The 21,297-nt window shown below is 65.7% G+C and carries 20 protein-coding genes; 17 read left to right on the top strand and 3 right to left on the bottom strand.

Features of this window, described 5'->3' with window-relative positions; genetic code table 11:
- Window positions 1–21: 21 nt before the first annotated feature.
- Window positions 22–843 carry a type I methionyl aminopeptidase gene (map, locus tag BAU06_RS11605; protein ID WP_066349083.1) on the bottom strand — a complete coding sequence of 274 codons (822 nt, stop codon included), beginning with the start codon at window positions 841–843 and terminating at the stop codon, window positions 22–24.
- Window positions 844–1,233: 390 nt separating this feature from the next.
- Between map and rpsB the strand changes: the two genes are divergently transcribed.
- The 16 genes from rpsB (at window position 1,234) to BAU06_RS11685 (ending at window position 17,017) form a co-directional block, all read left to right on the top strand.
- Window positions 1,234–1,983 (top strand): 30S ribosomal protein S2, encoded by a 750-nt coding sequence (gene rpsB, locus BAU06_RS11610; RefSeq protein WP_066349088.1) that lies wholly within the window; start codon window positions 1,234–1,236, stop codon window positions 1,981–1,983.
- Window positions 1,984–2,204: 221 nt separating this feature from the next.
- A complete protein-coding gene (gene tsf, locus BAU06_RS11615; protein ID WP_066349090.1) occupies window positions 2,205–3,083 on the top strand; it encodes a translation elongation factor Ts in 879 nt (292 codons plus the stop codon).
- 106 nt (window positions 3,084–3,189) lie between these two features.
- The gene (gene pyrH, locus BAU06_RS11620) at window positions 3,190–3,906 is read left to right on the top strand and encodes a UMP kinase (RefSeq protein WP_066349092.1); all 717 of its coding nucleotides are present in this window, start codon (window positions 3,190–3,192) and stop codon (window positions 3,904–3,906) included.
- A gap of 15 nt (window positions 3,907–3,921) precedes the next feature.
- Window positions 3,922–4,482, top strand: coding sequence for a ribosome recycling factor (frr, locus tag BAU06_RS11625; protein WP_066349094.1), 561 nt, complete (start codon window positions 3,922–3,924; stop codon window positions 4,480–4,482).
- A 28-nt stretch (window positions 4,483–4,510) separates the two neighbouring features.
- On the top strand, window positions 4,511–5,275 hold the full coding sequence (uppS, locus tag BAU06_RS11630; RefSeq protein WP_066349096.1) for a polyprenyl diphosphate synthase: 765 nt from the start codon (window positions 4,511–4,513) through the stop codon (window positions 5,273–5,275).
- A 79-nt stretch (window positions 5,276–5,354) separates the two neighbouring features.
- The gene (locus tag BAU06_RS11635; protein ID WP_066349102.1) at window positions 5,355–6,218 is read left to right on the top strand and encodes a phosphatidate cytidylyltransferase; all 864 of its coding nucleotides are present in this window, start codon (window positions 5,355–5,357) and stop codon (window positions 6,216–6,218) included.
- Window positions 6,215–7,420, top strand: a complete 1,206-nt coding sequence (locus BAU06_RS11640) for a 1-deoxy-D-xylulose-5-phosphate reductoisomerase (protein ID WP_066349104.1) — start codon at window positions 6,215–6,217, stop codon at window positions 7,418–7,420. The genes BAU06_RS11635 and BAU06_RS11640 overlap by 4 nt, the downstream gene beginning before the upstream one ends.
- A gap of 74 nt (window positions 7,421–7,494) precedes the next feature.
- Window positions 7,495–8,829, top strand: coding sequence for an RIP metalloprotease RseP (rseP, locus tag BAU06_RS11645; protein ID WP_066349106.1), 1,335 nt, complete (start codon window positions 7,495–7,497; stop codon window positions 8,827–8,829).
- 132 nt (window positions 8,830–8,961) lie between these two features.
- Window positions 8,962–11,295: an outer membrane protein assembly factor BamA gene (gene bamA, locus BAU06_RS11650; protein ID WP_082988155.1), complete on the top strand. Its 2,334-nt coding sequence runs from the start codon at window positions 8,962–8,964 to the stop codon at window positions 11,293–11,295.
- Between the two features lie 101 nt (window positions 11,296–11,396).
- Window positions 11,397–11,954 carry an OmpH/Skp family outer membrane protein gene (locus BAU06_RS11655; protein ID WP_066349111.1) on the top strand — a complete coding sequence of 186 codons (558 nt, stop codon included), beginning with the start codon at window positions 11,397–11,399 and terminating at the stop codon, window positions 11,952–11,954.
- 10 nt (window positions 11,955–11,964) lie between these two features.
- Window positions 11,965–13,059, top strand: a complete 1,095-nt coding sequence (gene lpxD / locus BAU06_RS11660; RefSeq protein ID WP_066349113.1) for a UDP-3-O-(3-hydroxymyristoyl)glucosamine N-acyltransferase — start codon at window positions 11,965–11,967, stop codon at window positions 13,057–13,059.
- A 59-nt stretch (window positions 13,060–13,118) separates the two neighbouring features.
- Window positions 13,119–13,580, top strand: coding sequence for a 3-hydroxyacyl-ACP dehydratase FabZ (gene fabZ, locus BAU06_RS11665; protein WP_066349115.1), 462 nt, complete (start codon window positions 13,119–13,121; stop codon window positions 13,578–13,580).
- A complete protein-coding gene (gene lpxA, locus BAU06_RS11670) occupies window positions 13,581–14,375 on the top strand; it encodes an acyl-ACP--UDP-N-acetylglucosamine O-acyltransferase (protein WP_066349119.1) in 795 nt (264 codons plus the stop codon).
- Window positions 14,372–15,634, top strand: a complete 1,263-nt coding sequence (lpxB, locus tag BAU06_RS11675; protein WP_066349121.1) for a lipid-A-disaccharide synthase — start codon at window positions 14,372–14,374, stop codon at window positions 15,632–15,634. Before lpxA ends, lpxB begins: the two co-directional genes overlap by 4 nt.
- On the top strand, window positions 15,621–16,229 hold the full coding sequence (gene rnhB, locus BAU06_RS11680) for a ribonuclease HII (RefSeq protein WP_066349128.1): 609 nt from the start codon (window positions 15,621–15,623) through the stop codon (window positions 16,227–16,229). The genes lpxB and rnhB overlap by 14 nt, the downstream gene beginning before the upstream one ends.
- A complete protein-coding gene (locus BAU06_RS11685; RefSeq protein WP_066349129.1) occupies window positions 16,226–17,017 on the top strand; it encodes a TrmH family RNA methyltransferase in 792 nt (263 codons plus the stop codon). The genes rnhB and BAU06_RS11685 overlap by 4 nt, the downstream gene beginning before the upstream one ends.
- Window positions 17,018–17,027: 10 nt before the next feature.
- Here the strand turns inward: BAU06_RS11685 and ppsR are convergent, their stop codons facing one another.
- Window positions 17,028–17,858 carry a posphoenolpyruvate synthetase regulatory kinase/phosphorylase PpsR gene (gene ppsR, locus BAU06_RS11690; protein ID WP_066349131.1) on the bottom strand — a complete coding sequence of 277 codons (831 nt, stop codon included), beginning with the start codon at window positions 17,856–17,858 and terminating at the stop codon, window positions 17,028–17,030.
- Window positions 17,859–18,017: 159 nt separating this feature from the next.
- Between ppsR and ppsA the strand changes: the two genes are divergently transcribed.
- Entirely contained in the window at window positions 18,018–20,381 is a 2,364-nt protein-coding gene (gene ppsA, locus BAU06_RS11695; RefSeq protein ID WP_066349132.1) for a phosphoenolpyruvate synthase, read from the top strand.
- A 54-nt stretch (window positions 20,382–20,435) separates the two neighbouring features.
- On the opposite strand, the gene BAU06_RS11700 is transcribed toward ppsA, so the two are convergent.
- Window positions 20,436–21,284: a bifunctional transcriptional activator/DNA repair enzyme AdaA gene (locus tag BAU06_RS11700; protein WP_082988545.1), complete on the bottom strand. Its 849-nt coding sequence runs from the start codon at window positions 21,282–21,284 to the stop codon at window positions 20,436–20,438.
- Window positions 21,285–21,297 lie beyond the last annotated feature (13 nt).

The following is a 21,297-nucleotide window of genomic DNA, read 5'->3' on the forward strand; positions in this document are numbered from 1 at the left end:
CCTTCCAGGATCGACGGGGCGCTAGATCGCGGGGACCGCGACGGTTTCGGTGACGAAGGCGGGCGGGGCCGGCATGCCCGGCGAGACGGTCAGCACCTCGTAGCCGGTTTCCGTGACCAGCACCGTGTGTTCCCATTGCGCCGACAGGCTGTGGTCGCGCGTGACCACGGTCCAGCCGTCGGACAACTGGCGGATTTCCCGGCGGCCCGCATTGATCATAGGCTCGATCGTGAAAATCATGCCGGGTACCAGTTTGACGCCCGTGCCCGGCTTGCCGTAGTGGAGCACCTGCGGGTCCTCGTGGAAGCGCCGGCCGACGCCATGCCCGCAGAATTCGCGCACCACGGAAAAGCCGCTGCCTTCCGCGTGTTTCTGGATGGCGTTGCCGATATCGCCCAGGGTGGCGCCGGCGCGCACCTGGCGGATGCCCAGCCACATGCACTCATAGGTGATGTCGGTCAGGCGCCGCGCCAGGATGGAGGGTTCGCCGACGTAGAACATCCGGCTGGTATCGCCGAACCAGCCATCCTTGATGATGGTAACGTCGATGTTCAGTACGTCCCCGTTTTTTAGCACCTTGTCGCCCGGGATGCCGTGGCATACCTGGTGATTGACGGAGGTGCAGATGGCTCCGGGAAACGGCGGATAGCCGGGCGGTGCGTAGCCTACCGTCGCGGACTTCACCTTCAGTTCGTTGGTCAGGTAGTCCAGGGCCAGCCGGTCGAGCTCGCCGGTGGTGACGCCGGGCTTGACGAAAGGCGTGAGGTAATCCAGTACACGCGCGGCGTCCTGGCAGGCGAGGCGCATCTTGTCGAGATCGGCGGGGTCGGTGACTATGCCCATGTATCAGCTTGAGGATTGTCTTGGAAAAATAGTAGAATTATAGGCTTCCCTGAAAAAGCGGGGGAAGTACGCTCCGGGGCAGGTTAGGGTCGAGGTAAAGGTCAAGGGCCGAGACCAAGGACCGAGACCAAGGGTCAAGGCCAAGGGTCAAGGCCAAGGGTCAAGGCCAAGGGTCAAGGCCCCCGGTCAAGGCCAAGGGTCAAGGTTGGAAGGTCAGCCTTGGTCCGCCTGGCCAGTCCCTGGGCGTTGCAAGGTTCGCGGATCGCGCTGCCTTGCCGGTCGCTTTGAATCGCGCGCCAAGCCAACGAGGGTGTCGGCGGCCATGCTGATGATAGAACAGCGGGCCCCCCGATGCGGGCCTGGCGCAAGTCCAAACCCTTGGAGATCGCTATGTCCCTCATGCGTGAAATGCTGGAAGCCGGCGTGCACTTCGGCCACCAGACCCGTTACTGGAATCCGAAGATGGCCCCGTTCATCTTCGGTCAGCGTAACAAGATCCACATCATCAACCTCGAGCAGACCGTCGGCAAGTATGTCGAGGCCACCAAGTTCGTCAAGCAGCTGGCTGCCCGCGGCGGCAACATCCTGTTCGTCGGCACCAAGCGCGCGGCCCGCGAACTTATCGCCGCCGAAGCCGCCCGTTGCGGCATGCCCTATGTCGACGCCCGCTGGCTGGGCGGCATGCTGACCAACTTCAAGACGGTCAAGACGTCCATCAAGCGCCTGAAGGACATGGAAACCGTCGTCGCCGAAGGCGGCGCCGAGCGCATGATCAAGAAAGAAGGCCTGCTGTTCCAGCGCGAACTGGAAAAGCTGAACAAGTCCATGGGCGGTATCAAGGACATGACCAGCCTGCCGGACGCCCTGTTCGTCATCGACGTCGGCTATCACAAGATCGCCATCGCCGAAGCGCGCAAGCTGGGTATCCCGGTCGTGGCCGTGGTCGACACCAACCACTCGCCGGACGGCATCGATTACGTCATTCCCGGTAATGACGACTCCGCCAAGGCCATCGCGCTGTATGCCAAGGGCATGGCCGACGCCGTGCTGGAAGGCCGCGAACAGAACCTGAACGGTCTGGTCGAGGAAGGCGGCGAAGGCCAGGAAGAGTTCGTCGAAGTGCAGGACGGCCAGGCCTGACAGGCCTCGGGGCGCGGGCCCGGCCGTTGCCGGGCCTGATCCCAAGCCGGGTCCCCGCGCCGCCAGGCGCCGGACCGGGTCGGCACCCCGGGCTCGTCCAGTCCGCCAGGCGCGCGCGTTGCGGCGTCCCGGCAGGGCAGGGCGGCTGCAGGGGTGCGTACCGTATCGAAACGACATGCCCCGGCCCGTCCGGGGCGTGCTTTAGCAAGAATGGAGCGAACATGGCTGAAATTACCGCCTCGATGGTCAAGGAACTGCGCGAGAAGACCGACGCGCCCATGATGGAATGCAAGAAGGCGCTGACCGAAGCCCAGGGCGATCTGGCCCGTGCCGAGGAAATCCTGCGCGTCAAGCTGGGCAACAAGGCCAGCAAGGCCGCCGCCCGCGTCACCGCCGAAGGCCTGATCGGCCTGTACATCTCGGCCGACGCCAAGCAGGGCGCGGTGATCGAAGTCAACTGCGAAACCGACTTCGTGGCCAAGAACGACGACTTCGTCGCCTACGTCAACAAGCTGGCGGAACTGGTCGCCACCAAGAACCCCGCCGACGTCGCGGCGCTGTCCGACCTGCCGCTGGAAGGCGGCACGGTGGAAACGGTGCGCACCGGCCTGGTCGGCAAGATCGGCGAGAACATCTCCATCCGCCGCTTCCAGCGCATGGAAACCGCCAACAAGCTGGCCAGCTACGTGCACGGCGGCAAGATCGGCGTGCTGGTGGACTTCAACGGTGCGGATAGCATCGGCAAGGACCTGGCCATGCACATCGCGGCCACCAAGCCCAAGGCGCTGAATGCCGAAGGCGTGCCCGCCGCCGACATCGCCACCGAGCGTTCGGTCGCCGAGCAGAAGGCCGCCGAATCCGGCAAGCCCGCCGACATCGTCGCCAAGATGGTCGAAGGCTCGGTGCAGAAGTTCCTGAAGGAAGTGACCCTGCTGTCGCAACCCTTCGTCAAGAACGACAAGCAGACCGTCGAACAAATGTTGAAGGCCGAAGGCGCCGGTATCGCGCGTTTCTCGCTGTTCATCGTGGGCGAAGGCATCGAGAAGAAGACCACCGACTTCGCGGCGGAAGTTGCAGCCGCTGCCGCCGGCCGCGCCTGATCAGCCGTTTATCCTTCCGCATTGCTGCTTTTTTATTACAGGCCGGCGAGTGACCGGCCTATTTCTTGTCTTACACTTCCGTCGGATCGTTCTAGGGATATCGCTCATGGCCAGCAGATCGTACAAGCGGGTTCTTCTTAAACTGTCCGGCGAAGCCCTGATGGGCGACGACGCGTTCGGCATCAATCGCGCCACGATCGCCAGGATGACCGAGGAAATCGCCGAAATCGTCAATCTGGGCGTGGAGCTGGCCATTGTCATCGGCGGCGGCAATATCTTTCGCGGCGTGGCGCCGGGCGCCCAGGGCATGGACCGGGCGACGGCGGATTACATGGGCATGATGGCCACCATCATGAACGCGCTGGCCCTGCAGGACGCCCTGAAGCACCGCAGCGTGGACACGCGGGTGCAGTCGGCGCTGAACATCGAACAAGTGGTGGAGCCCTATATCCGTCCCAAGGCCCTGCGCTACCTGGAAGAGGGCAAGGTGGTGATTTTTGCGGCCGGCACCGGCAATCCCTTCTTCACGACCGATACGGCGGCCGCCTTGCGCGGCGCCGAAATCGGCGCGGAGATCGTGCTGAAAGCCACCAAGGTGGACGGCATCTACAGCGCGGACCCCAACAAGGATCCCACCGCCACGCGCTATTCCCGCATCAGCTTCGACGAAGCCATCGTGCGCCGCCTGGAAGTGATGGACGCCACCGCTTTCGCGCTGTGCCGCGACCAGAAGCTGCCCATCAAGGTGTTTTCCATCAACAAGTCCGGCGCGCTGAAACGCGCGGTCACCGGTGAAGATGAAGGTACCCTGGTACACGTTTGAATTGAAGGAGTCGCAATGAGCGTCGCAGACATCAAAAAATCGGCCGAGTCCCGGATGGCCAAGTCCATCGAAACGCTCAAGGTCAATCTGTCCAAGATCCGTACCGGGCGTGCGCACACCGGTATCCTGGATCACGTGCATGTCGAGTACTACGGTTCGCCCGTGCCGATCAGCCAGGTCGCCAACGTCAACCTGGTCGATGCGCGTACCATCAGCGTCCAGCCGTACGAGAAAAACATGGCCGGCCCGGTGGAAAAGGCCATCCGTGAATCCGACCTCGGCCTGAACCCCGTATCCATGGGCGACACCATCCGCGTGCCCATGCCGGCGCTCACCGAAGAGCGGCGCCGCGACCTGACCAAGGTGGTCAAGAACGAGGGCGAGGACGCCAAGATCGCGGTGCGCAATCTGCGCCGGGAAGGCAATGAAGCCTTGAAGAAACTCGTCAAGGACAAGTCCATCTCGGAAGACGAAGAGCGCCGCGCGCAGGACGAAATCCAGAAGCTCACCGATCGCTGCGTCGGCGAAATCGACAAGCTGATCGCCCAGAAAGAAGCGGAGATCATGACCGTCTGACGGCCTTGCGCCCGGTCCTGCCATCCTCATGACTATCAGTTCCACCCAGGCGGTTCCCCAGACGTCGGATATCCCCCAGCACGTTGCCATCATCATGGATGGCAACGGCCGCTGGGCGACGCGGCGGCACTTGCCGCGCACGGCCGGGCATGCCAAGGGTGTGCAGGCCGTGCGGCGCGTCGTGGAAGCCTGCGGGCGGCGCGGCGTCCGCTACCTGACCCTGTTCGCCTTCAGTTCCGAAAACTGGCGCCGGCCCGCCGAGGAAGTCTCCCTGCTGATGCGCCTGTTCGTCCAGGCTCTGGAACGGGAAGTCGACAAGCTCGATACCCAGGGCGTGCGCCTGCGCGTGGTGGGAGACCTGTCTCCGTTCGAACCGCGGCTGCGCGAACTCATCGAGCAGGCCCAGGCGCGCACCGCGCACAATGACCGCCTGCATCTTTCCGTATGCGCCAACTACGGCGGGCGCTGGGACATCCTGCAGGCCATGCGGCGGATGATCGTCGAAAACCCCACGTTGGCGCAGACGCCCGAACGCATCGACGAAGACACGCTGGGCCGCTATCTGTCCATGGCCTGGGCGCCCGAACCCGACCTGTTCATCCGCACCGGGGGCGAACAGCGCATCTCCAATTACCTGATCTGGCAATTGGCCTATACCGAGCTCTTCTTTACCGACCGTTATTGGCCGGACTTCGGCGGTCCCGAACTGGAAGAAGCCTTCGAGTGGTACCGGACGCGGGAACGGCGTTTCGGCCGCACCAGCGCCCAGGTGATCGCATCCGCGAAGCGGTGACCGCGCGGCGCCGGGATAAAAAGGCGGCAGAATACGCGGTACCCGCCATGAGGGCGGGACTCTCGTCCTAGGAGACTTCATGCTGCGCCAGCGCATCGTCACAGCCGTCATCCTTCTTGCCATCCTGGCCGCCACGATGGCGGCGCCCACGCCCTGGCCGTTCATGGCCCTGCTTGCCGTGGCCACCGCCTGTGCCGGCTGGGAATGGGCGCGCCTTACGCTGCCCGCGCAGGGCGGCGCCGGCGCCGTCGCGGTCGGCGCTTTACTGGGCGTCGCGGCCTTGTGCGTGACATTCTGGTGGACGGCTGGCGGCGACCATGACTTCGCCGCCGAGGCCTCTCACGCCTTGCTGTTCAACTGGGTGGTGCCCGTGTCGGCGCTGCTGTGGATCGTCGGCGGCACCATCGCCGTCGTGCGCGGCCGCAGCGATGCGCCGCCCGCCAGCCTGTCGCTGACCCTGTTCGCGATCCTGGCGCTGATGGCGGCCTGGGCCGTACTGGCCTTGCTGTTCATGTCGCGCGGGGCGGTCTTCCTGTTGTCCCTGCTGGCGCTGGTCTGGGCGGCCGATATCGCCGCGTATTTCGGCGGACGCGCCCTGGGCCGCCACAAGCTGGCGCCCCGCGTCAGCCCGGGCAAGACCATCGAAGGGGCGGTATGCGGCGTGGCCGCCGCCGTGCTGTGGATAGGCGTCAGCAGCGCCTGGGACGGCACCTTCGGCCACGCGCTGGTCCAGCGCTGGACGCTGTGGGGCGCGTTGCCCGTGGCGGTGCTGCTCGCCGTGCTTTCCATCGTCGGCGACCTGTTCGAATCGCTGCTCAAGCGACGCGCCGGCCGCAAGGATTCCAGCAACCTCCTGCCTGGGCACGGTGGGGTCTATGATCGCATCGATGCCATCCTGCCGGTGGCCCCGGTGGCCTTGCTTCTCAGTGGAGTACTGTTTTGACTGCGTTTCAGCGTATCGCCGTGCTGGGTTCCACGGGGTCGATCGGCGAAAGCACCCTGGATGTGATCGCCCGCCACCCCGACAGGCTTGGCGTTCATGCGCTGTCCGCCCATAGCCGCATGGAAAAGCTCGCGGAGCAGGCACGCGCCACCGGCGCGCGGGTCGTCGTCGTGCCGGACGAGGACGCCAGGGCGCGCTTCGTCCAGGCGTGGCAGCCGGGTGTCCCGCTGCCCGCTGTCCGGGTGGGCACGCAGGCCCTGGCCGAGACCGCGGCCGATCCGGACTGCGATACGGTCATGGCGGCCATCGTCGGCGCGGCCGGGCTGCCGTCCGCGCTGGCGGCCGCGCGGGCCGGCAAGCGGGTGCTGCTGGCCAACAAAGAAGCCCTGGTCGCCGCCGGCTCCCTGTTCATGGGGGCGGTCCGCGACCATGGCGCCGAACTGCTGCCCATCGACAGCGAACACAACGCCATCTTCCAGTGCCTGCCGCATGGCGAACGCGCGTCGGCCCCCACGCGACCGGCCGCCGGCGTGCGCCGCCTGATACTGACCGCGTCGGGCGGGCCCTTTCGCCAGCACGACCCGGACCAGCTGCACGGCATTACGCCGGCCCAGGCCTGCAAGCACCCCAACTGGAGCATGGGGCGCAAGATCTCCGTGGATTCCGCCACCATGCTCAACAAAGGGCTGGAGGTCATCGAGGCCCATTGGCTGTTCGCCATGCCGCAGGATCGCATCGAGGTGCTGATACACCCGCAGAGCGTGGTCCATTCCATGGTCGAGTACGACGATGGTTCGGTCCTGGCGCAGCTGGGCCAGCCGGACATGCGTACGCCCATCGCATATGGCCTGGGGTTTCCGGACCGGCTGGCCAGCGGGGTGGGGCTGCTGGACCTGGCGCGCTGGGGGCGGCTGGACTTCGAAAAGCCGGACTTGCGGCGCTTTCCCTGCCTGGGACTGGCCTTCGACGCGCTGTCGGCGGGACAGGGGGCCTGCATTGCGCTGAACGCCGCCAATGAGGTCGCCGTCGATGCCTTCCTGCACGAGCGCCTGCCGTATACCGGGATTTCTTCCGTCATCGCGCGGACCCTGGAGTGGCATGCCGGTCGGCCATCTGTTACGCTGGGCCACCTGGACGACGTCCTGGCGGCGGACGCCGCGGCCCGCGCCCAGGCCGAGCGTTCCGTCCCTGCCTGCCGTTGATCGCGCCCTGCCACGCGGGCGCTCCGCGCGGTCCCCGCGCGGCCCAGGCGCATTCATCATCTTGGTATAGCCCCATGCTTTTCACCTTGCTCGCCTTCGCCGTCGCGCTGGGCATCCTGATCACTTTCCACGAGCTGGGCCACTATTGGGCGGCACGGCTGTGCGGCGTGCGGGTGCTGCGCTTTTCCGTCGGATTCGGCAAGGTCCTGCTGCGCCGCGTCGACCGCCATGGCACCGAATGGGCGGTTTCGGCGATTCCGCTGGGCGGCTACGTCAAGATGCAGGACGACCCGCCACCCGGGGCCCCGGCGGCGGAAGCCGCCCGGGCCTTCAATCCGCAGCCGGTGGGCAAGCGCATCCTTATCGTCGCCGCGGGGCCGGTTTTCAACCTGATCCTGGCGGTCTTCCTGTACGCCGGCCTGAACCTGGCCGGGGTGGAAGAGCCCGCGGCCTTCCTGGCGCGGCCGGCCGCCGGCACCGCCGCGGCCCACGCCGGCCTGGAAGGCGGGGACCGCATCCTGTCCATCGACGGCGAACCGGTCGTGTCGTGGAACGACGCCCGCTGGCAGTTGATGGACCACATTTCCAGCGGCGGGCGGGTGCAGATCGGCGTGCGATCGCCGCAAGGCGCCACGCACGAACGCGAGCTGACGCTGGGCGAAAGCAGCCTGGATCCCGCCCAGGGGGATCCGCTGGCGCTGGCCGGCTTGCGGTTGCAGGAGCCGCGCCCGGTGGTGCGCGGTGTGGTGGCCGGCAGCGCCGGCGAACAGGCGGGCCTGCGGGCGGGCGATGTCATTCTTGCGGTGGACGGCCAGCCCGCCGGGGACGTCAGCTCGGTGGTGCAGGCCGTGCAGCGGCAGGCCGGCCGGGCCGTGCCGCTGCTGGTGCGGCGCGATGGCGCCGATGTCACCCTGACTGTCACGCCGCGCGCCGAACGCATCGAAAACGGCGAGACCGTCGGCCGCATCGGCGTACAGCTGGGCGGCGATATCCCCATGGTGACCGTGCGCTATGGCCCGATGGACAGCCTGTGGCAGGGCGTGACGCGCACGGCGGATACGGCCTGGTTCTCGCTGCGCATGCTGGGACGCATGGTCACCGGCGCCGTGTCCTGGCGCAATATCAGCGGGCCGGTCACCATCGCCGACTACGCCGGCCAGACCGCGCGCGTGGGCCTGGCGGCGTACATCGCCTACCTGGCCTTGATCAGCATCAGCCTGGGCGTGCTCAATCTCCTGCCCATTCCTATGCTGGACGGGGGCCATCTGCTGTATTACCTGATCGAAATCGTGCGTGGCAGCCCGCCCCCGTCGCGGTGGCTGGACATCGGCCAGCGGGCCGGGCTGGGTTTGCTGGCGGGCCTGATGGGGCTGGCCTTGTTCAACGATTTCGCCCGGCTTTTCACCTAGGCGCGCGCGCCGGGCCCGGATCCGGCCCGGCCCCCGGCGGCCCCTGCCTTTCGTTCAGGCGTGTTCTGCCTTAAAATCCTCCGCCATTTGCACCAACAACTCCGCCATTTGGACCACCAAGGATCCCCCAGGATGTTTTTCCGCTGGATGTTTAAGCCCACCAAGGCTATTTGGGCGGGGCTAGTCGCCATGCTGCTGCTGTTGCCGGCGCTGGCGCACGCCTTCGATCCCTTTGTCGTCAAGGACATCCGCGTGGAGGGCATCCAGCGTATCGATGCGGGCACCGTCTTCGGCTACCTGCCGTTCAAGGTCGGCGATACCTTCACCGAGGACACCGCCACCGACGCCGTCCGCCGCCTGTACGGCAGCGGTTTCTTCAGCGATGTGCGGATCGAGACCAACAACAACGTCGTGGTCGTCGTGGTGCAGGAGCGCGCCACCATCGCCTCCATCACGTTCAATGGCATGCGGGAGTTCGACAGCAAGGCCATCCTGGATTCGCTGCGCACCGTCGGCTTCGCCGAGGGCCGCATCTTCGACCGTTCCATGCTGGAGCGCGCCGAGCTCGAACTCAAGCAGCAGTACATGTCCAAGGGCAAGTACGGCGTGGAAGTCACCTCCACGGTGACGCCGCTGCCCCGCAACCGCGTCGGTATCAGTTTCGATATCTTCGAAGGCGATGTGGCCAAGATCCGCGAAATCCACTTCGTCGGCAACAAGGCGTTCTCGGAAAGCGAACTGCTGGACCAGATCCAGATGACCACGCCGGGCTGGCTGACCTGGTACACGGATACCGACAAGTATTCGCGTGAAAAGCTCGAAGGCGACATGGAGCGGATCCGCTCGTTCTACCTGGATCGCGGCTACCTGGAAATGACGCTGGAGCCGCCGCAGGTCACCATCTCGCCGGACCGCAAGGACATCTACATCACGTATACCGTGCACGAGGGCGAGCCCTACAAGGTCCGCAGCGTCAAGCTGGCCGGCAACCTGCTCGGCCTGGACAAGCAGATCGAAGCCCTGGTGCAGGTCAAGGCCGGTGAAACGTTCTCCGCCGCCAAGACCAACGACAGCGCCAAGGCCATCACGGACTACCTGGGCGAATTGGGCTACGCCTTCGCCAACGTCAACCCGAATCCCCAGCTGGATCGCGCCAAGCACGAGGCCGATCTGACCTTCTACGTCGATCCCAGCCGCCGTGTGTACGTCCGCCGCATCCAGATCGGCGGCAACACCCGTACCCGCGACGAGGTCATCCGCCGCGAAATGCGCCAGGAAGAGGCCGCGTGGTACGACGCGGGGGATATCAAGATGTCCCGCGACCGTGTCGACCGCCTGGGTTATTTCAACGACGTCAACGTCAAGACCGATCCGGTGCCGGGTTCGCCCGACCAGGTGGACGTCAACGTGGACGTCAAGGAAAAGCCGACCGGCATGGTCAACCTGGGCGTGGGCTATGGGTCCACCGACCGGGCGATCTTCAGCGCCGGCATCAGCGAAGACAACGTCTTCGGCAGCGGCACCAACCTGACGCTGCAGCTGAACACCAGCAAGACCAACCGCGCCGTGGTGCTGTCGCACACCGATCCCTACTGGACCAAGGACGGCATCAGCCGCACGACGTCGCTGTACTACCGCCAGACCAGGCCCTTCATCGACAACGATGGCGAATACCGGGTCGACACGATGGGCCTGGGCATGAACTTCGGCGTGCCCATCTCCGAGTACGACCGCATCATCCTGGGCGCCGCCTTCGAGCGCAACCGGGTCCACCTGGATAGCAATTCCCCGCTGGCCTACCAGGAGTACGTCGACCAATATGGCGATACCACCAACTCCATCCTGCTGACCACCGGCTGGAACAAGGACACCCGCGACAGCGCCCTGGCGCCCACCAAGGGCTACTTCACCAAGCTGCAGGCCAATGTGTCGACGATGGACCTGAAGTACACCATGCTGTCGGCGCAGCAGCAGTACTACCTGCCGCTGGGCCGCAGCTACACGCTGGCCCTGAATGGCATGATGGACTGGGGGCAGGCGTACGGCGGCAAGGATTTCCCCGTCATCAAGAACGTGTATGCAGGCGGTATCGGTTCGGTGCGCGGCTACGAGGGCGCTTCGCTGGGCCCGCGCGATACGCTTACCGGCGACTTCCTGGGCGGCGCGCGCCGTATCGTTGCCAATGCACAGCTGTACCTGCCGTTCCCCGGCGCCACCAAGGACAAGACCCTGCGCTGGTTCCTGTTCACGGACGCGGGCCGCGTGCAGCCGGGCTCGGGCCTGACCTGCACGGCCGGCAAGAACAACGAAGTCGAGGACCCCTGCGGATGGCGCTATTCGGCGGGTGTCGGCCTGTCCTGGCAATCGCCCCTGGGACCGCTGCAGCTGTCCTATGGCCGTCCGCTCAATGCGAAGTCGGGTGACGACACCCAGAGCTTCCAGTTCCAGATCGGTACTGGTTTCTAAACGCAAATCAAAGGTGGCCGGATGTTTCCGGCCGCCCAATCCGCTGCCGGTTTAGTGGCACAATACTGGTTTGCTTGACCTTATCGGAAGGTGAAATTTTCATGATGTCTATTTTCGTACGCAAATTGTCCCGTTCATCGCGCAAAGGCCCCGCTTCCCTGGCGGCGGTGCTGGCGCTGGCGGGCGCGCTGCTGCTGGGCGCGTCGTACGCGGCGCCCGCGGCTGCGCAAGGGACGAAAATCGGCTTCGTCAATACCGAGCGCATCCTGCGCGAATCGGGCCCGGCCCGCGCGGCGCAAGCCAAGATCGAATCCGAGTTCAAGGCGCGCGACGCCGAGCTGCAGCGCATGGCAACCAATCTGCGCGCCCAGGCCGAAAAATTCGACAAGGACGCGCCCGTGCTGTCCGAGTCGGATCGCATGAAGCGCCAGCGCGACCTCAGCAACATGGATGCCGACCTGCAGCGTCGCCGCCGCGAATTCCAGGAAGACTTCAACCGCCGCCGCAACGAAGAGTTCTCTTCCATCGTTCAGAAGGCCAACGCGGCCATCAAGAACATCGCCGAGAAAGAGAACTACGACCTGATCGTGCAGGACGCGGTCACCGTCAGCCCGCGCGTGGATATCACCGACAAAGTGATCCAGGCCCTGGGCAAGTAACGCGTCCACCATGCCGGTTCTGCTAGATTCCACTCGCGCGCCGTTACTTGACGAGTTATTGGCGGATACCGACACACAAGGCCTGAGCTGGCAGATCAGCGTCCCGTCCGGCGGGACGCTGCCTCGCATACAGGGATTGGGCACCCTGGCCACCGCCGGTCCCGGCGAAATCAGCTTTCTTTCGAATCCCCGTTACCAGAACCAGCTGCCCGCCACGCGGGCCTGCGCGGTCATCGTCACGCCCGACGTGGAGCAGGCCTTGGCGGCCCAGTCCGCCGCGCCCGGTTTCGCGCGGGTGGTCACGCCCCACCCATACCTGCTGTACGCGCGCATCGCCCAGTGGTTCGACCGTGCGCGCCGCCCGGCGCTGCCGGGCTCGGTCCATCCCACGGCGGTGGTCGCCGACGACGCCGTCATCGAGTCCGGCGCGCGCATCGGCCCGCACTGCGTGGTCGAAGCCGGGGCGCGCATCGGCCGGGATACCGTCCTGGGAGCAGGGTGCGTCATCGGCGCCGGCTCGTCCATCGGCGCGTCGGGGCTCTTGCATGCCCGGGTAACGTTGTATGCAGGCGTAACGATCGGGGCGCGCGCCATCATCCATTCGGGGGCCGTGCTGGGCGCGGATGGCTTCGGTTTCGCGCCGGACCCGGCGCTGGGCAAGGGCGCCTGGGGCAAGATTCCGCAGTTCGGTGGCGTGACGGTGGGCGATGACGTCGAAATCGGCGCCAACACCACGATAGACCGTGGCGCGCTCGAGGACACCGTCATCGGCAATGGCGTCAAGCTGGACAACCAGATCATGGTGGCCCATAACGTCCGGATCGGCGCGCATACGGCCGTTGCCGCTTGCGTCGGCATCGCGGGATCCACCACCATAGGAGAACGCTGCACCATAGGCGGCGCCTCCATGCTGTCCGGCCATCTGACCCTGGCCGACGACGTTCATATTTCCGGCGGTACCGCCATTACGTCGAATATTTCCAAGCCCGGGCGTTATACGGGCGTCTATCCGTATGCGGAACATGGCGATTGGCAGCGCAATGCCGCTGTCATCCAGCAGTTGGGACAGCTGCGCCGCCGCGTGCGGACGCTGGAACAGGAATAACATCGCGTGCATGGCTAGCGCGGCATGCCGTAAAAGAATTGCAATGCAGGAACATACTCATGGAACTCGACATTAAGGGGATCCTGGATCGCTTGCCGCATCGTTACCCGATGCTGTTGATCGACCGCGTGATCGACATCCAGCCCGGCAAATCCATCGTTGCCCTGAAGAACGTTTCAATCAACGAGCCTTTCTTCACCGGACACTTCCCGCACCATCCGGTCATGCCGGGCGTGCTTATCCTGGAAGCCATGGCCCAGGCGGCCGCGCTGTTCTCCTTCTCGGATGAATCCGCGCTGAAGAATGACGATGCCGGCGGCGCGTCCACGGTGTATTACTTCGTTGGCATCGACGGCGCGCGCTTCCGCCGTCCCGTGCTGCCGGGCGACCAGCTGCGTATCGAAGTGGACGCCGAGCGGCTGAGCCGCAGCATCTGCAAATATGCCGGCCGTGCCCTGGTGGACGGCCAGCTGGTCGCCGAAGCCAAGCTCATGTGTGCCATCCGCAGCCTGGAAGCATAAATGACCGGTCACATCCATCCCACCGCCGTGGTCGATCCGGCCGCTGAGATCGACAGTTCCGTTGTTATCGGTCCGTACAGCATCGTCGGCCCGCAGGTTCGTATCGGCGCGGGGACTGAGATCGGCGCGCATTGCGTCATCGACGGCGTCACCACCATCGGCCGCGATAACCGCTTCTACCGTTTTTGCTCCATCGGCGGCATGCCGCAGGACAAGAAATACAACGGCGAGCCCACCCGCCTGGAAATCGGCGACCGCAACACCGTGCGCGAGTTCACCACCTTCAACACGGGAACGGTGCAGGACGGCGGCGTGACGACGCTGGGCAGCGACAACTGGATCATGGCCTACGTGCACATCGCGCACGATTGCCATATCGGCAGCAACACCATCCTGGCCAACGGCGTGCAACTGGGCGGCCACGTGCGGGTAGGCGATTGGGCCATTCTGGGCGGGCTGACCGGCGTGCACCAGTTCAGCACGATAGGCGCGCACAGCATGACGGGCGGCAATAGTTCGCTCATGCAGGACACGCCGCCCTATGTGCTGGCCGCGGGCAACCCCTGCCGGCCGGTCGGCATCAATGTCGAAGGCCTGAAGCGCCGCGGCTTTACGCCGGCCGTCATATCGGCGCTGCGCGATGCCTACAAGGCCATCTACCGGCGCGGCCTGTCGCTGGACGAAGCGCGCGCCGAACTGCGCGAACGCCAGAACACCGAACCGGAAACCCGCGAAGTCCTGCAGGTGATGCTGGACTTCCTGGATCAATCGCGCCGCGGCATTATCCGGCCGTGAACATGCGCATCGGCATGGTCGCCGGCGAGCCCTCCGGGGATCTGCTGGCCGGCCGCATCATCGAAGGCCTGCGCCGATACGATGCCGCGGTGTCCTGCGCGGGCATCGGCGGGCCGCGCATGCAGGCGCAAGGTTTCGACAGCTGGCATCCCATGCATGCGCTGACGGTCTTCGGCTATGTCGACGCCCTCAAGCGCATCCCCAGCCTGCTGGCCATCTATGGCGACGTCAAGCGGCGCATGCAGGCCGAACGGCCATCCGTCTTTGTCGGCATCGACGCGCCGGACTTCAACCTGAAGCTCGAACTCCAGCTGCGGCAGGCGGGGGTCCCCACGGTGCACTTCGTGGGGCCTTCCATCTGGGCGTGGCGCTACGACCGCATCCATAAGATCCGCCAGGCGGTTTCGCACATGCTGGTGCTGTTTCCCTTCGAGGTCGATATCTATCGCAAGGAGGGCATCCCGGTCACCTACGTGGGCCATCCGCTTGCCGGAACCATCCCCATGAAGCCGGACCGCGCCGCCGCGCGCGCCCGGCTGGGCATCGACGCCGGCGCGCGCGTGCTGGCCATGCTGCCGGGTAGCCGCTCGTCGGAGATCCGCGTGCTGGCGCCGCGCTTTTTGCAGGCACTGCAACAGTTGCAGGCGCGCGATCCCGCCTTGCAATGCGTGGTCCCCATGGTCAATGCGGCGCGTCGGGCGGAATTCGAAGGCTTCCTGCGCCAGCATCCCGTAAAAAATCTACGCATCGTCACGGCCGAGGACATCCAGGCGGCCTCGCGGTCCGTCCTGGGTAGTGAGGGGCCCGTCGTCGGCGCCGCGCCGGTGCCCGGCGGCGCCACGGGAAGCGAAGCGACGGCGCCCGTCGCCTGGTCCGCGATGGAGGCCGCCGATGCCGTGCTGGTTGCCAGCGGCACCGCCACCCTGGAAGCGGCGCTCTACAAGCGTCCCATGGTTATCTCCTATGTGCTGTCGCCGTGGATGAGACGTATCATGGCCTGGAAATCGGGGCAGCAACGTCCCTATTTGCCATGGGTGGGCCTGCCCAACGTGCTGCTGCGCGACTTTGCCGTTCCAGAGTTGCTGCAGGACGACGCCACCCCCGACAAACTGGCGGAAGCGACCTGGCGCGCACTGACCGACGAGGCCCACGCCGCAAGCATCGAGGCCCGCTTCACCGCCCTGCATACGGATCTGCTGCGCGATACGCCGACACTGGCGGCGCAGGCGATAAACGAGGTGGCGCGTGGAGCAAGGTGACATGTTCGGCGACGAGGGCCTGCGCGAGGTCATCATCACCGGCGTGGACGAAGCCGGCAGGGGACCGCTGGCGGGCGCCGTCTATGCCGCCGCCGTCATCCTGGATCCCGCCCGCCCCATAGACGGCCTGGCCGACTCCAAGATGCTGACCGCGCTCAGGCGCGAAGAACTCGCCCTGGAAATCAAGGAGTACGCACTGGCGTGGTCGGTGGCGCGCGCCAGCGTGCGCGAAATCGATACGCTGAATATCCTGCGCGCCACCTTGCTGGCGATGCGGCGCGCGGTGCTGGGCCTGGGCATCAAGCCGGGCTTGGCCCTGGTCGACGGCAACCAGGCGCCGCGCCTGCCTTGCGGCGTGAAAACCGTGATCCAGGGCGACGCCCTGGTGCCGGCCATATCGGCCGCTTCCATACTGGCCAAGACCGCGCGGGACGCCGATCTCGTACGCCTGCATGGCTTGTATCCCCATTATGGATTCGACCAGCACAAGGGCTATGGCACCGTGATGCACCTGGAACGCCTGCGCGAGCACGGACCGTGTCCGGAGCACCGGCGCAGCTTTTCGCCGGTCAAGGATCTGCTCATCCAGCTATGAAGCACATCGCCTCGCGCGACAATCCGCTGGTCAAGTCCCTGCAACGCGTGGCCGCCGCGGCCGGCAGGCGCGAATCCCAGGTCCTGCTGGACGGCGTGCATCTTTGCCAGACCTGGCTGCGGCATCATGGGGCCCCGCTGCGGGCCGTGTTCGATGCCGCGCGGCTGGATCGACCCGAGATCGCCGACCTTATACAAGCGCTGCCCCAGGAGATCTGCGTCAGCCTGGACGGTCGCCTGTTGCACGGCCTGGCCAGCGTCCAGAGCGACCAGGGTGTCGCCTTCCTGGTCCAGCCGCCACAGCCTGCCTTGCCGGCGCGCATCGACGAAACCTGCGTGCTGCTGGACCGTCTGCAGGATCCCGGCAACGTCGGGACCGTGATCCGCACCTGCGCGGCGGCGGGCATCCCGCGCATCCTGCTGTCCGAAGGCTGCGCCGCCGCCTGGTCGCCCAAGGTGCTGCGCAGCGCCCAGGGCGCGCATTTCGCGGTGGCGCTGCACGAACGCGTGGACCTTGCCGCGATGTTGCACACGCTGGATGTGCCCCTGGTGGCCACCGCGCTGCAGGAATCGATTTCGCTCTACGACGCGAATCTGCCCATGCGCTGCGCATGGATCTTCGGCCACGAAGGGCAGGGCGTGGACCCGGCCCTGCTGGGCGCCGCCGGCCTGCGGGTGCGCATCCCGCACGATACGCAGGCCGTGGAGTCCTTGAACGTGGCGGTCGCCGCCGCGATCTGCCTGTTCGAGCAGCGGCGCCGCTTCCACGGCGCCGGCGACGCGCGATAGCGCACGGCCGTCAGCCGCCGCGATCCAGCCCCACTTCCTGCAGCACCGTCGTGGAGATTTCCTCGATGGATTTGGTCGTGGTGGATAGCCACTCGATGCCTTCGCGCCGCATCAGCCGCTCGGCCTCGGCCACCTCATAGCGGCATTGCTCGATGGATGCGTACTTGCTGTTGGGGCGGCGCTCGTGGCGCACCTCCGCCAGCCGGTCAGGCTGGATGGACAGGCCGAACAGCTTGCTGCGGTGGGGCGCCAGCGTCGCGGGCAGGACGCCCCGTTCGAAGTCGTCGGGCGTCAGGGGGAAGTTGGCCGCCTTGATCGCATACTGCATGGCCAGGTACAGGCTGGTGGGCGTTTTGCCGCAGCGGGAAACCCCCACCAGGATGACGTCCGCCTGGCTCAGGTTTGTAACGAATTGCCCGTCGTCATGGGACAGGCTGAAATTGATGGCGTCGATGCGGTTGCGGTACTTCTCGCTGTTGGCGGCCATGTGGGAGCGGCCGATGGAATGGCTGGATTTCAGCCCCAATTCCTGCTCGATATGGCTTACAAAGGTTCCAAACAGATCCAGGAAGATACCGTTGGCCTGCCGCACCCGCGCCATGATTTCGGGATGCACCAGCGTACTGAAAACGATGGGCTGCATGCCGGTTTCCGCGGCATTGCGGTCGATCCGCAGGGCAGCTTCCTCGGCCTTCTGCAAAGTGTCGACAAATGGCAGGCGGATCTGGCGGAAGTTCACGTTCTCGAACTGGGCCAGTACCGAGTGGCTGAAGGTCTCGGCGGTGATGCCGGTGCTGTCCGAAACGATGTAGACAGTGCGTTCGAGCGGGGGCTGGGTCATATGTAAAAAATTCCAACGAGGCAGGAGGTAAGGCAGATCCTACCGGGTACAATCAGGCCCCGATAAGTCACCCCAATGCGGTCCCAAGGCCAGTTTGGCCAGCGCGTCTTTCACGCCCTGACCAAACTCGCTTTCTTTCCATTGTAAAAGGTGACTTCAATGTCGTACGTCGTTTCGTTCGAGCAGCTCCGCATGTCGGATGTGGACTCGGTAGGAGGCAAGAACGCATCACTAGGTGAAATGATCAGCCAGCTGGCGGGCGCGGGGGTACGCGTGCCCGGCGGTTTCGCGACCACGGCCGAGGCCTTCCGCGATTTCCTCAAGTCGTCGGGCCTGGACCAGCGCATCGCCGATCGTCTTGCCTCCCTCAACCCCGAAGACGTACGCGAATTGGCAACGGCCGGCGCGCAGATCCGCCAATGGATCGTCGACGCCCCGTTCTCGTCCGAATTCGAACAGCAGATCCGTACCGCTTTTGCCGCGCTGGACGCGGATGGCAAGGGCTCGTTCGCGGTGCGTTCGTCCGCCACCGCGGAAGACCTGCCCGACGCTTCCTTCGCCGGGCAGCAGGAAACCTTCCTGAACGTGGTGGGCATCGACGACGTGCTGGACAAGATCCGTCACGTCTTCGCGTCGCTGTACAACGACCGTGCCATCTCCTACCGCGTGCACAAGGGCTATGCGCATGCCGACGTGGCCTTGTCCGCCGGCGTGCAGCGCATGGTGCGCTCCGACAAGGGCAGCGCGGGGGTGATGTTCACCATCGACACCGAATCCGGCTTCAAGGACGTGGTGTTCATCACGTCCTCCTACGGGCTGGGCGAAACGGTGGTGCAGGGCGCCGTCAACCCCGACGAGTTCTACGTGTTCAAGCCCACGCTGGAAAAGAACCTGTACCCCATCGTCGGCCGCCGCATCGGTTCCAAGCTGATCAAGATGGAATTCGACCCGGAACGTCCGGAAGGCCGCGCCGTCCGCACGGTGGACGTGCCGGTGTCCGAGCGCAACCGCTATTCGCTCACCGATGAGGAAGTCATCGAGCTGGCGCGCTACGCGGTCATCATCGAAAAGCACTACGGCCGCCCCATGGATATCGAATGGGGACGCGATGGCGTCGACGGCAAGCTCTACATCCTGCAGGCGCGTCCGGAAACCGTGAAGTCGCAGCAGAACGGCAACGAGGTACAGCAGCGCTATCGCCTGAAGGCGACCGGCCACGTGCTGGTCACGGGCCGCGCGATCGGCCAGAAGATCGGTTCCGGCCCGGTGCGCATCGTGGCCGACGTGTCGGAAATGGACAAGGTGCAGCCGGGCGATGTGCTGGTCACCGATATGACGGACCCCAACTGGGAGCCGGTGATGAAGCGCGCGGCGGCCATCGTCACGAATCGTGGCGGCCGTACCTGCCATGCCGCGATCATCGCGCGTGAGCTGGGCATTCCCGCGGTCGTGGGCTGCGCCACGGCCACCGACGACCTGAAGGAAGGCCAGGCGGTTACCGTGTCCTGCGCGGAGGGCGACGAGGGCCGCATCTACGACGGCCTGATCGAAACCGAAGTCGAGGAAGTCCGCCGTGGCGAGATGCCGGCAATCGACGTGAAGATCATGATGAACGTCGGGAATCCGCAGCTGGCCTTCGATTTCGCGCAGATCCCCAACGAAGGGGTCGGCCTGGCGCGCCTGGAATTCATCATCAACAACAATATCGGCATCCACCCCAAGGCGGTGCTGGATTATCCCAACGTCGATACCGAGCTGAAAAAGGCGGTGGAATCCGCCGCGCGCGGCTATGCCAGCCCGCGGGCCTTCTTCGTCGAAAAGCTCGCCGAGGGCATCGCCACCATCGCCGCGGCCTTCTGGCCCAAGCCGGTCATCGTGCGCCTGTCGGACTTCAAGTCCAACGAATACCGCAAGCTGGTGGGCGGTTCGCGCTACGAGCCCGAGGAAGAAAACCCCATGCTGGGCTTCCGCGGCGCGTCGCGCTACATCGCCCAGGAATTCGACGATTGCTTCCGCATGGAATGCGAGGCCCTGAAGCGCGTCCGTGGCGACATGGGCCTGACCAACGTCGAGATCATGGTTCCCTTCGTGCGTACGCTGGGCCAGGCGGGCCGTGTCGTGGACCTGCTCGCCAAGAACGGCCTGAAGCGCGGCGAGAACGGCCTGAAGCTGATCATGATGTGCGAAGTGCCGTCCAACGCCATCCTGGCCGAGTCCTTCCTGGACTATTTCGACGGGTTCTCCATCGGCTCGAACGACATGACGCAGCTGACGCTGGGCCTGGACCGCGACTCCGGCATGGAGCTCCTTGCCGCCGACTTCGACGAGCGCGACGAGGCCGTCAAGTTCATGCTGCGGCGGGCGATCCAGGCTTGCCTGGCCAAGGGCAAGTATGTCGGCATTTGCGGACAGGGTCCCAGCGACCATCCCGACTTCGCGCAGTGGCTCAAGGACGAGGGCATCCTGTCGATGTCGCTGAACCCGGACACGGTGGTCGATACCTGGCAGCGCCTGGCCGGCTGATCGCTAAGCACGGCCGGACGGTCCGGTCCCCGTGAAGGGGGCGGACCGTAGGCGTCAGCGTTTGCCGGCCTGTTCTTCGCGCGCCAGCAATTCCAGCTTGCGCGCGACGCCCCATCGATAGCCGCCCGCCGAGCCGTCGGTACGAACCACGCGGTGGCAGGGTATGGCCAGCGCGAGTTCGTTCGTGGCGCAGGCCCGGGCCACCGCCCGCACGGCGGCCGGCGCGCCGATGCGGCGCGCGATATCGCTGTAGCTTGCCGTGCTGCCCAGCGGGATCTGCCGCAGCGCTTCCCAGACCCGCTGCTGGAAGGCGGTACCCCGCACGTCCAGGGGCAAGGACAAGCCCGTGGCGGGGTTTTCGACATATCCCACCACCTGGGCCACCCAGCGCTCGAATTCTTCGTCCGCCCCCACCAGGCTGGCTTGGGCGAAACGGTCCTGCAGGTTACGCACCAGCGCCTGCGGATCGTCGTGCAGGGCGATCTGGCAGACGCCTTTGTCCGTGGCCGCCACCAGCAGGGCGCCCAGGGAACACTGGGCCACCGCGAAGCGGATGCGCAGGCCGGCGCCGCGCCGCCGGAACTCGGTGGGCGTCATGCCCAGCATGTCGGGCACGCACTCGTAGAAGCGGCCGCTGGAGTTGAAGCCCGCTTCGTAGATCGCGTCGGTCACCTTGCGCTTCTGGTCCAGCTGCTGCCGCGCCCGCGATGCCCGCACCGCGTTGGCATAGGCCTTGGGCGTGATGCCGGTGACCGCCTTGAACACGCGATGGAAATGAAAGCGGCTCATGCCGGCCTGGCCGGCAAGCGTGGCCAGGTCCGCGGCCTGGCCGGACTCCATGGCGCGGCAGGCCTGTTCGACCAGGGCCGCATGGGGGTGCGCGGGTGGGGAGGGAGGATTCATGGCGCGCGCCGTG

This window comes from Bordetella bronchialis (assembly GCF_001676705.1).
GTDB lineage: Bacteria > Pseudomonadota > Gammaproteobacteria > Burkholderiales > Burkholderiaceae_B > Bordetella_C > Bordetella_C bronchialis.

What these genes read in the sequence shown, in the direction of transcription:
- map (WP_066349083.1), bottom strand. Translation starts at nt 843, where the DNA reads ATGGGCATAGTCACCGACCCCGCCGATCTCGACAAGATGCGCCTCGCC.
- rpsB (WP_066349088.1), top strand. Translation starts at nt 1,234, where the DNA reads ATGTCCCTCATGCGTGAAATGCTGGAAGCCGGCGTGCACTTCGGCCAC.
- tsf (WP_066349090.1), top strand. Translation starts at nt 2,205, where the DNA reads ATGGCTGAAATTACCGCCTCGATGGTCAAGGAACTGCGCGAGAAGACC.
- pyrH (WP_066349092.1), top strand. Translation starts at nt 3,190, where the DNA reads ATGGCCAGCAGATCGTACAAGCGGGTTCTTCTTAAACTGTCCGGCGAA.
- frr (WP_066349094.1), top strand. Translation starts at nt 3,922, where the DNA reads ATGAGCGTCGCAGACATCAAAAAATCGGCCGAGTCCCGGATGGCCAAG.
- uppS (WP_066349096.1), top strand. Translation starts at nt 4,511, where the DNA reads ATGACTATCAGTTCCACCCAGGCGGTTCCCCAGACGTCGGATATCCCC.
- BAU06_RS11635 (WP_066349102.1), top strand. Translation starts at nt 5,355, where the DNA reads ATGCTGCGCCAGCGCATCGTCACAGCCGTCATCCTTCTTGCCATCCTG.
- rseP (WP_066349106.1), top strand. Translation starts at nt 7,495, where the DNA reads ATGCTTTTCACCTTGCTCGCCTTCGCCGTCGCGCTGGGCATCCTGATC.
- bamA (WP_082988155.1), top strand. Translation starts at nt 8,962, where the DNA reads ATGTTTTTCCGCTGGATGTTTAAGCCCACCAAGGCTATTTGGGCGGGG.
- BAU06_RS11655 (WP_066349111.1), top strand. Translation starts at nt 11,397, where the DNA reads ATGATGTCTATTTTCGTACGCAAATTGTCCCGTTCATCGCGCAAAGGC.
- lpxD (WP_066349113.1), top strand. Translation starts at nt 11,965, where the DNA reads ATGCCGGTTCTGCTAGATTCCACTCGCGCGCCGTTACTTGACGAGTTA.
- fabZ (WP_066349115.1), top strand. Translation starts at nt 13,119, where the DNA reads ATGGAACTCGACATTAAGGGGATCCTGGATCGCTTGCCGCATCGTTAC.
- lpxA (WP_066349119.1), top strand. Translation starts at nt 13,581, where the DNA reads ATGACCGGTCACATCCATCCCACCGCCGTGGTCGATCCGGCCGCTGAG.
- BAU06_RS11685 (WP_066349129.1), top strand. Translation starts at nt 16,226, where the DNA reads ATGAAGCACATCGCCTCGCGCGACAATCCGCTGGTCAAGTCCCTGCAA.
- ppsR (WP_066349131.1), bottom strand. Translation starts at nt 17,858, where the DNA reads ATGACCCAGCCCCCGCTCGAACGCACTGTCTACATCGTTTCGGACAGC.
- ppsA (WP_066349132.1), top strand. Translation starts at nt 18,018, where the DNA reads ATGTCGTACGTCGTTTCGTTCGAGCAGCTCCGCATGTCGGATGTGGAC.
- BAU06_RS11700 (WP_082988545.1), bottom strand. Translation starts at nt 21,284, where the DNA reads ATGAATCCTCCCTCCCCACCCGCGCACCCCCATGCGGCCCTGGTCGAA.